The organism is Mesorhizobium sp. 113-3-3 (assembly GCF_016756495.1).
GTDB lineage: Bacteria > Pseudomonadota > Alphaproteobacteria > Rhizobiales > Rhizobiaceae > Mesorhizobium.
On the sequence record NZ_AP023243.1, the window covers coordinates 3338731 to 3351255 of the forward strand.

The window sequence follows — 12525 nt, forward strand, 5'->3', positions numbered from 1 at the left end:
GCATGTTTACACTGCTGGTCGATTTCGCGGACAAGATCTCGGTCTTCAATGTCTTCCGCTACATCACGTTCCGCACCGGCGGGGCGCTGATCACCTCGGCGCTGATCGTCTTCATCTTCGGGCCGACCATCATCAATTCGCTGCGGCTTCGCCAGGGCAAGGGCCAGCCGATCCGCGCCGACGGGCCGCAGACGCATTTCAAGAAGGCCGGCACACCGACCATGGGCGGGCTGATGATCCTGTCCGGCATCATCGGCTCGTCGCTCCTGTGGGCGAATCTGTCGAGCATCTATGTCTGGGTGGTGCTTCTGGTGACGCTGGGCTTCGGCTCGATCGGCTTCTACGACGACTATCTGAAGGTGACCAAGCAGTCGCATCTGGGCTTCTCCGGCAAGGCGCGGCTGGGGCTCGAATTCATCATCGCGGGCATCGCCGCCTGGGTGATCATGCACAACGGCCAGGCGCCGTTCTCGTCATCGCTGACCTTCCCCTTCGCCAAGGAATTCATCGTCAACCTCGGCTGGTTCTTCATCCCGTTCTCCTGCTTCGTCATCGTCGGCGCCGGCAATGCGGTGAACCTCACCGACGGCCTCGACGGTCTGGCGATCGTGCCGATCATGATCGCGGCGGCGTCCTTCGGCGTCATCGCCTATCTCTCGGGCAACGCGGTGTTCGCCGAGTATCTGCAGATCCATTTCGTTCCCGGCACCGGCGAACTGGCGGTCGTGCTCGGCGCCGTCATCGGCGCCGGCCTCGGCTTCCTCTGGTTCAACGCACCGCCGGCGGCGATCTTCATGGGCGACACCGGTTCGCTGGCCATGGGCGGCCTGATCGGCACCGTCGCGGTCGCGACCAAGCACGAGATCGTGCTGGTGATCGTCGGCGGATTGTTTGTCGTGGAAATCCTGTCGGTCATCATCCAGGTCGGCTACTTCAAGATGACCGGCAAGCGCGTGTTCCTGATGGCGCCGATCCACCATCATTTCGAAAAGCTCGGCTGGACCGAGAGCCAGGTCGTGATCCGCTTCTGGATCATCGCCGTCATCCTGGCGCTGGTCGGCCTCTCAACCCTGAAGCTGAGATAGGAAGCCTCCTTGATCCCCGCCGCATCCTTCGCAGGCAAGCATGTTTCGCTCTTCGGGCTCGGTGGCTCGGGGATCGCGACCGCGCGGGCATTGATCGAGGGCGGCGCGCAGGTGCTGGCCTGGGATGACAATCCCGACAGCGTCGCCAAGGCGGCCGCCACCGGTATCGCCACCGCCGATCTGCGGGGGGCGGACTGGGCTGTTTTCTCCGCCTTCGTGTTGTCGCCAGGCGTGCCGCTGACGCATCCCAAGCCGCATTGGACGGTGGAGCTGGCGAAGGGCGCCGGCGTCGAGATCATCGGCGACATCGAACTTTTCTGCCGTGAGCGGATTCTGCAAGCCCCGACGGCGCCTTTCATCGCCATCACCGGCACCAACGGCAAGTCGACGACGACGGCGCTCACGGCGCATATCCTCAAATCGGCGGGCCGCGACACCCAGATGGGCGGCAATATCGGCCGCGCGGTGATGACGCTCGATCCGCCGAACCCCGATCGCCACTATGTCGTCGAGTGCTCATCCTACCAGATCGACCTCGCGCCCTCGATCAATCCAACGGCGGGCATCCTGCTCAATCTGACGCCGGACCATCTCGACCGCCACGGCACCATGCAGCACTACGCCTCGATCAAGGAGCGGCTGGTGGCCGGCAGCGAGACGGCGATCATCGGCATCGACGATTCCTGGTGCGCGCAGATCGCCGAACGGCTGGAGCGGGCAGGGCGGCAGGTCATCCGCATTTCCAAGCGGCTGCCGCTGACCGACGGCTATTTCGCCGACGGCACCAATCTGATGGAGGCCGTGCACGGCCGCTACAGCAAGGTCGCCTTCCTCGAGGGCATCGGCTCACTGCGCGGCCAGCATAATGCGCAGAACGCCCTTGCCGCGGTCGCCGCTTGCCTCAAGGTCGGGCTCGACCTCGGCGAAATCCAGTCGGGGCTCGAAAGTTTTCCGGGTCTCGCGCACCGCATGGAGCAGGTCGGCCGCAAGGACCACGTGCTGTTCGTCAACGATTCCAAGGCGACCAATGCGGATGCGGCAGCACCGGCGCTGTCGAGCTTTCCGCGCATCTACTGGATCGCCGGCGGCCTGCCCAAGGAAGGCGGCATCGAGCCGCTGCGCGGCTTCTTCCCCCGCATCGCCAAGGCCTATCTGATCGGCGAGGCGGCACCCGCCTTTTCGGCGACGCTGGGCGAGGCGGTGCCCTACGAGATCTCGGGCACGCTGGCGGCGGCGGTGGAGCATGCCGCGCATGATGCGGCCAAGGACGACAGCGGCGAAGTGGTGGTGCTGTTGTCGCCGGCCTGCGCCAGTTTCGACCAGTTCAAGAATTTCGAAGTTCGCGGCGAAGCCTTCAGGCAAGCTGCGAGCGCTATAGATGGCGTCAAACCCATCGGAGGGGCACGATAATGCAGAGCCGTCTCGACAAAAGTCCTGTCGCAACCTGGTGGTGGACGATCGATCGCTGGTTCCTGGCGGCGTTCCTGTCGCTGATGGGGCTGGGCATCGTCCTGTCCTTTGCCGCCAGCCCGGCGGTGGCCGAACGCATCGGCCTCGACAGTTTCCACTTCGCCACAAGGCAGATCATCTTCACCGTGCCCGCGCTCGGCGTGATGCTGGCCGTGTCCTTCCTCGATTCCCGGCAGATCCGGCGCATGTCGCTGATCATGCTGTGCCTGATGCTGGTGCTGATGGTGGCGGTGCTCTATGTCGGCGTCGAGGTGAAGGGCGCGCGGCGCTGGGTTTCGCTCGCCGGCCTGTCGATCCAGCCGTCCGAGTTCCTGAAGCCGGCCTTCGTCATCATGTGCGCCTGGCTGTTCGCCGAACACAAGCGCCAGCCCGACATTCCGGGCAATTTGTTCGCCATGCTGCTGCTGGTGCTGGTCGTGTCGCTGCTGGTGGCGCAGCCGGACCTCGGCCAGACCATGCTGACGACCGGCACCTGGGGCATCATGTTCTTCATGGCGGGGCTGCCCTGGCTGTGGATCATCGTGCTGGGCGCGGCCGGCGTCGGCGGCGTCTTCGCCGCCTATACGGTGTTTCCGCACGTGGCACTGCGCATCGACAAGTTCCTTACCGGCGAGGGCGACACGTTCCAGGTCGACATGGGACGCGACGCGCTGATCAATGGCGGCTGGTTCGGCGTCGGTCCTGGCGAGGGCACGGTCAAGCGGGTCATCCCCGACAGCCATGCCGACTTCGTCTTCTCGGTCGCCGGCGAGGAATTCGGGCTGATCATGTGTTTTTTCATCATGTCGATCTTCGCCTTCATCGTGCTGCGCGGCCTCAACACGGCGCTGAAGGAACATGACGACTTCACCCGCTATGCGGTCGGCGGTCTCGTCACCGTGTTCGGCCTGCAGGCCGTCATCAACATGTGCGTCAACCTGCAGCTGGTGCCGGCCAAGGGCATGACGCTGCCTTTCATCTCCTATGGCGGCTCCTCGCAGATCGCCATCGCCATCTCGATGGGCATGGTGCTGGCGCTGACGCGCAAGCGGCCGGAGAAGCGCAAGCAGATGGGTTTTGCGCTGCCGCAGCGCGCCTTGCCGGCGGAGTGACATGGCGAGGGGTGTCATCCTTCTCGCGGCGGGCGGAACCGGCGGACATCTGTTTCCGGCCGAGGCGCTGGCGCACGAGCTGAACGAGCGCGGCTGGACGGTGCATCTGGCGACCGACGACCGCGCCGAGCGGTTCGCCGGTCATTTCCCGGCTGCCGCCGTCCATCCGATCCAGTCGGCGACGATGGGCTCGAAGAATCCGATCGCCGTGCTTGGCGCGTTCTGGAAAATCTGGCGCGGCGTGCGCCAGGCCTCCGCTATTATCGGCCGCATCAAGCCGGATGCGGTGGTCGGTTTTGGCGGTTACCCGACCCTGCCGCCGCTCTATGCGGCGACGCGGCGCAAGGTGCCGACGCTGATCCATGAGCAGAACGCGGTGATGGGGCGCGCCAACCGGGCGCTGGCCGGCCGCGTCGATGCCATTGCCGGCGGCTTCCTGCCGCAGGATACGAGTGCCACGGGCGCCAAGACGGTGACGACGGGCAATCCGGTCAGGCCGGCTGTGCTGGAAGCAGCCAAGACGCCTTATGCGGCGTCGACCGGGGAGGAGCCGTTCCGCCTGCTGATGTTCGGGGGCAGCCAGGGCGCCCAGTTCTTTTCCGATGCCATGCCGGGCGCCATCGCGCTGCTTTCCGACGCGCAGCGCAAGCGCCTGGTGATCACCCAGCAGGCCCGCGCGGACGACGTGGCGCGGGTGAAGGCGGCCTATGCCGCGCTTGGCGTCGCCGTCGAGGTCTCGCCCTTCTTCACCGACATGGCGGCGCGCATGGCGGCGGCGCATCTGGTGATCTCGCGCTCCGGCGCCTCGACCGTCTCGGAGATCGCCGTCATCGGCCGGCCGGCGCTGCTGGTGCCCTATCCCTATGCGCTCGACCATGACCAGGCGGCGAACGCGGCGGCCCTTGCCGCTGCCGGCGGCGGCGAGGTTCACCCGCAATCGACACTGTCGCCCGAGCGCATCGCAACCCTGATTGGCGGGCTGATGGACAAGCCTGAGCGGCTGGCGGCGATGGCCGCGGGCGCGAAATCGGCCGGCAGGCCGGACGCGGCACGGTTGCTCGCCGATCTCACAGAGGCTATTGCGTCCCAAAAAACCGTTTCGGATTTCAGGAAGGGCACGCAAGCATGAAGATGCCGCAGACCATCGGCCTTGTGCATTTCATCGGTATTGGCGGCATCGGCATGAGCGGCATCGCCGAGGTGCTGCACAATCTCGGCTACAAGGTGCAAGGGTCCGACCAGGCCGACAGCGCCAATGTGCAGCGGTTGCGCGACAAGGGCATCGAATGCTTCGTCGGCCACAAGGCCGAGAATCTCGGCGGTGCCGAGGTGGTGGTCGTTTCGACCGCGATCAAGAAATCCAATCCGGAGCTGAAGGCCGCGCGGGAAAAATTGCTCCCCATCGTGCGCCGCGCCGAGATGCTGGCCGAGCTGATGCGCTTCCGCCAGGCCGTCGCCATCGGCGGCACGCATGGCAAGACGACAACGACCTCGATGGTGGCGACACTGCTGGAAGCCGGCGGGCTCGATCCGACCGTCATCAATGGCGGCATCATCAACGCCTACGGCACCAATGCCCGCATGGGCGACGGCGAATGGATGGTGGTCGAGGCCGACGAGAGCGACGGCACCTTCCTCAAGCTGCCGGCCGAAATCGCCGTCGTCACCAACATCGATCCCGAGCATCTCGACCATTATGGCAGCTTCGACAAGGTGCGCGAGGCGTTCCGTCAGTTCGTCGAGAACGTGCCGTTCTACGGCTTCGGCGTGATGTGCACCGACCATCCGGAAGTGCAGGCGCTGGTCGGCCGCATCGAGGACCGCCGCGTCATCACCTATGGCGAGAACGCGCAGGCCGATGTGCGCTTCACCAACCACCGCATGGCGGGCGCCACCTCCGAGTTCGACGTGATTATCCGCGACCGCAAGACCGGCAGCCAGAGCACGATTTCAGGCCTGCGCCTGCCGATGCCCGGCCGTCACAATGTCTCCAACGCCACCGCCGCAATCGCCGTCGCGCATGAGCTTGGCCTGTCCGCCGAGGCGATCAAGAAGGGCCTGTCGTCCTTCGCCGGCGTCAAGCGCCGCTTCACCCTCACCGGATCCTGGAACGGCGTCGACGTGTTCGACGACTACGGCCACCATCCGGTCGAGATTTCGGCCGTGCTCAAGGCCGCGCGCAGCGCCACCAAAGGCCGCGTCATCGCCATTGCCCAGCCGCACCGCTTCACCCGGCTGCACGATCTGTTCAACGAGTTCTCCGCCTGCTTCAACGACGCAGACACGGTGATGGTCGCCCCGGTCTACGCCGCCGGCGAAGACCCGATCGACGGCGTCACCTCGGATGAGCTGGTGTCACGCATCCGCGCCGGCGGGCATCGCGACGCGCGCTATATAGAGGGACCGACGGCGATCGCGCCTATCATTCGCGATCTCGCCAAGCCCGGCGACTTCGTCGTTTTCCTCGGCGCCGGCAACATCACCCAATGGGCCTATGCTCTGCCAAAGGAGCTTGCCGCCTCATGATGCACGGCCAGGCCCTGATCGACAAACTCGGCGACCGGCTTGCCGGCCTGCGCGGCCGGCTCACGCCGAATGCCGAGATGGACAAGATCACCTGGTTCCGCGCCGGCGGCCTGGCCGAGGTGCTGTTCCAGCCGGCCGACGAGGAAGACCTTGCCGCGTTCCTGCGCGCGGTTCCCGAGGAGATACCGCTGACCATTGTCGGCGTCGGCTCGAACCTTCTGGTTCGCGACGGCGGCATTCCGGGCTTTGTCATCCGGCTTTCGGCCAAGGGCTTTGGCGAGGCCGAGATCGTTTCGCCGATCAGGATCAAGGCGGGCGCCGCCACGCCCGACAAGCGCGTGGCGGCCCTTGCGCTCGAGGCCGGCATTGGCGGCTTCCATTTTTATCACGGCATTCCGGGCGCCATCGGCGGGGCACTGAGGATGAATGCCGGCGCCAATGGCGTCGAGACGCGCGAGCGTGTCGTCGAGGTGCGCGCGCTCGACCGCAACGGCAATGTCCAGACGCTGAGCAATGCCGAGATGGGCTATGCCTATCGCCATTCGTCCGCCCCTGCCGGGCTGATCTTCACGTCGGCGGTGTTTGAGGGCTTTGCCGAGGACCAGGCCACGATCAAGGCGGCGATGGATGCCGTGCAGAACCACCGCGAGACTGTACAGCCGATCCGCGAGAAGACCGGCGGCTCGACCTTCAAGAATCCGGAAGGCACGTCGGCCTGGAAGGAGATCGACAAGGCGGGCTGCCGCGGCCTGATGATCGGTGGCGCGCAGATGTCGCCGATGCATTGCAATTTCATGATCAACACCGGAACGGCGACGGGCTATGATCTCGAATATCTCGGCGAGACGGTGCGCGCCCGCGTGCTCGAACATTCGGGCATCCGGCTGCACTGGGAGATCAAGCGCATCGGCAATTTCCGACCCGGCCATGCCGTCCAGGAGTTTTTGGGGCAGCTCCTCTAGTTACGCTGATATTCAGGTGATGCCGGCCTGCAAACGACGGCCTTCTCCGCTTCCCCGTTCTACTGCGTCGCAGTAGAACGGTGCTCACGGACCCGAATGTCCGCTCCGCTCCGGTTCTCGAAGGCCATCGTTTTCGACTCGGCCTGAACTGAATCTCAAGGTACCTTCGGCGTTCACGAAGTTCATGTGATGCATGAACTTCAACGCGCTCGCAAAACGCGCAAAACCGTTGCTGTAAAGACTCAGCGACGCGGTTTTCGCAGCCATTTTCTCACAAAGTGAATCTCTCGGATTCATAAGCACTTGCCAGTGAATCAACTCTCTGATTCTCTGCTTAAAAGCGTTTCCTGATTTGAGTCGTTCGACGCGTTACCCGCGTTTTCCGTCTGGGGGGGCAACCTGCCGGGAGACTCGGACTCAATGTTGCGGAAATCTTGGTTTTTGGTCCGCCGTGAGAGGGGGTGACGGGGAATGAAAAGCAAGCATGTGGCCGTCCTGCTGGGAGGCTTTTCGTCCGAGCGGCCCGTGTCCCTGTCCTCCGGAAAGGCCTGTGCCGATGCGCTGGAGAGTGAGGGTTATCAGGTCACCCGCGTCGATGTCGGGCGCGATGTCGGCTCCGTGCTTGCCGAGCTCAAGCCCGACGTTGCCTTCAATGCGCTGCATGGCCCCTTTGGCGAGGACGGCACCATCCAGGGCATCCTCGAATATCTCGGCATTCCCTACACCCATTCCGGCGTGCTCGCCTCGGCGCTCGCCATGAACAAGGAACAGGCGAAGAAGATCGTCAAATCGGTCGGCGTTCCCGTCGCCGAATCGAAGGTTACCAATCGCTTCGCCATCCAGAACAAGCACCCGATGAAGCCGCCCTATGTGATCAAGCCGGTCAATGAGGGGTCGAGCTTCGGCGTCGTCATCGTGTCGGAGGGGCAGTCGCATCCGCCGCAGGTCGTCGGGTCGTCCGAGTGGAAATATGGCGATACCGTCATGGTCGAGCGCTACATCCATGGGCGCGAGCTGACCTGCGCCGTCATGGGCGATGTGGCGCTCGGCGTCTGCGAGATCATTCCGACCGGCCATTCCTTCTACGATTACGATTCAAAATATGTCGCGGGCGGATCAAAACACGAATGCCCCGCAAAAGTTTCACCGAATATTTACCAAAAAATACAGACACTGGCGCTCAAGGCTCACCAAGCTGTCGGCTGTCGGGGCGTTTCCCGGTCGGACTTCCGTTATGACGATCGTCACTCCGAAAATGGCGAAGTTGTATGGCTCGAGGTCAACACTCAGCCGGGCATGACGCCGACGTCTCTGGTGCCTGAAATCGCTGCCCATGCCGGGCATTCGTTTGGTGAGTTGTTGAGTTGGATGGTGGAGGACGCTTCGTGTCTGCGTTGAACTGGGGACAAGGCAAGGGGAAGGGCGCGGCCGGGCCGTCGCTGTTCGGCTTGTCGCTGTCGTCAGGCCATTTCGTGCTGCCACGCCTGCTTCGTCGCCCGGTGCGCATCCTGGCGCGCCTGGGCGATGGTGAATTCGAAGTGCCGCGGTTCTCCGCCGCGATGATGTCGGCGGTGCTGCTCGCTTCGAGCGGCGCCTATGGCGCCTATCTCGGCGGCCATGCCGACGGCATCATCCAGAGCATCACCGCCCGCACCGGCTTTGCCGTCGATCAGGTCAAGGTGGTCGGCAACCGGCAGACCTCCGAGATCGACATTCTCGACAGGCTCGAACTCGACGGCTGGACCTCGCTGATCGGCTTTGACGCCGAGGCCGCGCGTGAGCGTATCTCCGGCCTGCCCTGGATCGAAATGGCGGCGGTGCGCAAGGTCTATCCGCATACGCTGGAAGTGCGTGTCGAGGAGCGTGAGGCTTTCGCGCTCTGGCAGCAGGGCAATGATCTCTCGGTCATCCAGAGGGATGGCGCTGTCATCGCGCCGTTCTCCGGCGGCAAGCAGGTGCTGCTGCCGCTGCTGATCGGCGAAGGCGCGCCGGCCAAGGCGCCTGACTTCCTGGCCAAGGTGGAAAAATACCCCGACCTGGCGACCCGCGTGAAAGGCTATATCCGCGTTGGCGATCGCCGCTGGGACCTGAAGCTGGACAACGGCATCACCGTCAAGCTGCCCGAGGACGAGGAAGACCAGGCGCTCGCCGAACTGGTCAAGATGGACAAGGACAAGGGCTTGCTGTCGCGCGACATCGCTGCTGTCGACATGCGCCTGACAGACCGGCTGGTCGTGGAGCTGACGCCCGAAGCGGCGACGCAGCGCGAGGCCGCGCTCAACGAGAAGCCGAAGACCCTCAAGCGCAAGTCGGAGACGAAGATATGAGCTGGCTTGGCGGTTCAGGCGATGCCTCGTCGCGCCGGTCCGGCACTCTGACGGTGCTGGATGTCGGCTCGAACAAGGTCTGCTGCATGGTGGCCAAGCTCAAGCCGAACGATGACGGCAAGCTGTTGCGCGGCCGCTCGCACCGGATCCAGGTGATCGGCATCGGCCATCAGAAGTCGCAAGGCGTGAAGTCGGGCGTGGTCGTCGATCTCGACCGGGCCGAGCATGCCATCCGCCTGTCCGTCGACGCCGCCGAGCGCATGGCGGGGCTGACGGTCGATTCGCTCATCGTCAACATGACCGCCGGCCGGCTGAAGAGCGAAGCCTTCTCGGCGACCATCAATCTTGGCGGCCACGAGGCCGACGAAGCCGACATCAAGCGCGTGCTGGGCGCCGGCGCCAAGCAAGCGCTCAAGGCAGAGCGCGAGGTGATCCATTCGCTGCCCGTCGGCTTCTCGCTCGATGCCGAGCGCGGCGTGCGCGATCCGCGCGGCATGGTCGGTGACGCGCTTGGCGTCGACATGCATGTGCTGACGGGTGACGCGGCGCCCATGCGTAATCTGGAGCTCTCCATCAACCGCTCGCATCTGTCGGTCGAGCGCATGGTGGCGACGCCCTATGCCAGCGGGCTGGCGGCACTCGTCGACGACGAGCTGGAGCTGGGTGCCGCCTGCATAGACATGGGCGGCGGCACGACGACCATCTCGGTGTTTTCGGAAGGCAAGTTCGTCCATGGCGACGCCATCGCCATTGGCGGCAACCACGTCACGCTGGACATGGCCAAGGGGCTTTCGACTTCGCTCGACGCCGCCGAACGGCTGAAGGTCATGCATGGTTCGGCGCTGCCGGGCAGCGCGGACGACCGCGACCTGGTCTCGATCCAGCCGATCGGCGACGATGGCGACGTGCCGCTGCAGATCCCGCGTTCGGTGATGACTCGCATCGTGCGCGCCCGCATCGACGAAACGCTCGAATTGCTGCGCGACCGGCTGAACAAGTCCGGCTACGGCAATGCCGTCGGCAAGCGCGTCGTGCTCACCGGCGGCGCCAGCCAGCTGGCCGGCCTGCCGGAGGCGGCGCGCCGCATCCTGGGGCGCAATGTACGCATCGGCCGCCCGCTTGGCGTGGCGGGCCTGCCCGAAGCAGCGAAGGGGCCGGCCTTCTCGGCCGCCGTCGGGCTTCTGATCTATCCGCAGATGGCGAGTTTCGAGAGCCATCCTGCAAAAGGTATTTCCGGTCTCAGGATGACCGGAACGGGTGGAAAACTGCATCGCATGAGTCAGTGGTTGAGAGACAGTTTCTAATTGACGGGGACAGCCCCATAGGCGGCCGCGGCGGCGAAGCGGCGTGAAAGGCAAAGGACGGAGACAATGACCATCAATCTGCAGAAGCCGGACATCACCGAGCTTAAGCCGCGCATCACCGTGTTCGGTGTCGGCGGCGGCGGCGGCAATGCCGTGAACAACATGATCACCGCGGGCTTGCGCGGCGTCGAGTTCGTCGTGGCCAACACCGACGCGCAGGCGCTGACCATGTCGAAGGCCGACCGGCTGATCCAGCTCGGCGCGCATGTCACCGAAGGCCTCGGCGCCGGCTCGCAGCCGGAAGTCGGCCGTGCGGCGGCGGAAGAGTGCATCGACGAGATCATCGACCACCTGTCCAACACCCATATGTGCTTCGTCACCGCCGGCATGGGCGGCGGCACCGGCACCGGTGCTGCTCCGGTCGTTGCCCGCGCCGCGCGCGAGAAGGGCATCCTCACCGTCGGCGTCGTCACCAAGCCGTTCCATTTCGAAGGCGCGCGGCGCATGAAGACGGCGGACCTCGGCATCGAGGAACTGCAGAAATGCGTCGACACCCTGATCGTCATCCCCAACCAGAACCTGTTCCGGCTGGCCAATGACAAGACCACTTTCGCCGACGCCTTCGCCATGGCCGACCAGGTGCTCTATTCCGGTGTCGCCTGCATCACCGACCTGATGGTCAAGGAGGGCCTGATCAACCTCGACTTCGCCGACGTGCGCTCGGTCATGCGCGAGATGGGCAAGGCGATGATGGGCACCGGCGAAGCTTCGGGCGAGGGCCGCGCGATGGCCGCCGCCGAGGCCGCGATCGCCAACCCGCTGCTCGACGAGACCTCGATGAAGGGCGCCAAGGGCCTGCTGATCTCGATCACCGGCGGCCGCGACCTGACGCTGTTCGAAGTCGACGAAGCGGCGACCCGCATCCGCGAGGAAGTCGACCAGGACGCCAACATCATCCTGGGCGCCACCTTCGACGAGGAACTCGAAGGCGTCATCCGCGTCTCGGTGGTCGCCACCGGCATCGACAAGTCGGCGGCTGAAATCGCCGCGGCACCGATCTCGATCCGTACGGCGCCGCAGAAGCCGGCCGTCCGTCCGGCCGTGGCCGCCGTGGAAAGCCGCCCGGCGCCGGTCCAGCAGCCTGTCTACGAGCCGCGCGCCGCGGATCCGGTCGCCGAAGCCATCCAACTCGCTGAGGCAAACGCCGCCGCCATGGCGCAGGCCCGTCCGGCTCCTGTCGCCCATGCGGATGACTTCCGTCCGCAGAGCAAGATCTTCCAGGCGCCGCCGCAGCAGCCCCAGCCAATGCCGCAGCCGGTCGTCCAGCAGATGCAGCCGGCTCCGCAGCCGCGCGAAATGCTGCGCGAGGTCCAGCAGCCGGTGGCGATGGCGCCGCAGCGCATGCCGCGCGTCGAGGACTTTCCGCCGGTGGTGAAGGCCGAGGTTGACGCCAAGAGCCGCCCGGTGGACCACGAGAACAACAGCGGGCCGATGGGCCTGTTGAAGCGCCTGACCAACGGCCTGACGCGCCGCGAAGAGGAGCCCGCAAGGCTGCAGCCGGCACAGCCGCGCGAGCCCAAGCTGCGCCAGGCTGCCCCCGAAGTGCGCCGTCTCGCCAGCCAGGACGCCCAGCTCTACGCGCCGCGCCGCGGCCAGCTGGACGACCAGGGCCGTCTGACGCCGCAGACCAGGGCGACTCAGGACGACGATCAGCTGGAGATTCCGGCGTTCCTGCGCCGCCAGGCCAACTAAGCGGTTAA

Annotated in this window: 10 protein-coding genes; all 10 read left to right on the forward strand. The window is 65.2% G+C overall.

All coding sequences use genetic code 11. The annotated features are described in order from the left end of the window. Positions 1-2: 2 nt before the first annotated feature. The 10 genes from mraY (at position 3) to ftsZ (ending at position 12517) form a co-directional block, all read left to right on the forward strand. On the forward strand, positions 3-1085 hold the full coding sequence (gene mraY, locus JG746_RS16275; RefSeq protein ID WP_096447448.1) for a phospho-N-acetylmuramoyl-pentapeptide-transferase: 1083 nt from the start codon (positions 3-5) through the stop codon (positions 1083-1085). A gap of 9 nt (positions 1086-1094) precedes the next feature. Then, entirely contained in the window at positions 1095-2495 is a 1401-nt protein-coding gene (gene murD, locus JG746_RS16280) for a UDP-N-acetylmuramoyl-L-alanine--D-glutamate ligase (RefSeq protein WP_202359053.1), read from the forward strand. Continuing rightward, the gene (gene ftsW / locus JG746_RS16285) at positions 2495-3646 is read left to right on the forward strand and encodes a putative lipid II flippase FtsW (protein WP_202359054.1); all 1152 of its coding nucleotides are present in this window, start codon (positions 2495-2497) and stop codon (positions 3644-3646) included. Before murD ends, ftsW begins: the two co-directional genes overlap by 1 nt. A 1-nt stretch (position 3647) precedes the next feature. Continuing rightward, positions 3648-4775, forward strand: a complete 1128-nt coding sequence (murG, locus tag JG746_RS16290; RefSeq protein WP_202359055.1) for an undecaprenyldiphospho-muramoylpentapeptide beta-N-acetylglucosaminyltransferase — start codon at positions 3648-3650, stop codon at positions 4773-4775. After that, on the forward strand, positions 4772-6172 hold the full coding sequence (gene murC / locus JG746_RS16295; protein WP_202359056.1) for a UDP-N-acetylmuramate--L-alanine ligase: 1401 nt from the start codon (positions 4772-4774) through the stop codon (positions 6170-6172). The genes murG and murC overlap by 4 nt, the downstream gene beginning before the upstream one ends. Then, positions 6169-7134 carry a UDP-N-acetylmuramate dehydrogenase gene (gene murB, locus JG746_RS16300; RefSeq protein WP_202359057.1) on the forward strand — a complete coding sequence of 322 codons (966 nt, stop codon included), beginning with the start codon at positions 6169-6171 and terminating at the stop codon, positions 7132-7134. The genes murC and murB overlap by 4 nt, the downstream gene beginning before the upstream one ends. A gap of 471 nt (positions 7135-7605) precedes the next feature. Continuing rightward, positions 7606-8532: a D-alanine--D-alanine ligase gene (locus JG746_RS16305; RefSeq protein ID WP_202359058.1), complete on the forward strand. Its 927-nt coding sequence runs from the start codon at positions 7606-7608 to the stop codon at positions 8530-8532. Beyond that, entirely contained in the window at positions 8520-9461 is a 942-nt protein-coding gene (locus JG746_RS16310; protein WP_202359059.1) for a cell division protein FtsQ/DivIB, read from the forward strand. Before JG746_RS16305 ends, JG746_RS16310 begins: the two co-directional genes overlap by 13 nt. Next, positions 9458-10765, forward strand: a complete 1308-nt coding sequence (gene ftsA, locus JG746_RS16315) for a cell division protein FtsA (protein WP_010910249.1) — start codon at positions 9458-9460, stop codon at positions 10763-10765. Before JG746_RS16310 ends, ftsA begins: the two co-directional genes overlap by 4 nt. Positions 10766-10831: 66 nt before the next feature. Then, entirely contained in the window at positions 10832-12517 is a 1686-nt protein-coding gene (gene ftsZ / locus JG746_RS16320) for a cell division protein FtsZ (protein WP_202359060.1), read from the forward strand. The last annotated feature ends 8 nt before the right edge of the window (positions 12518-12525 follow it).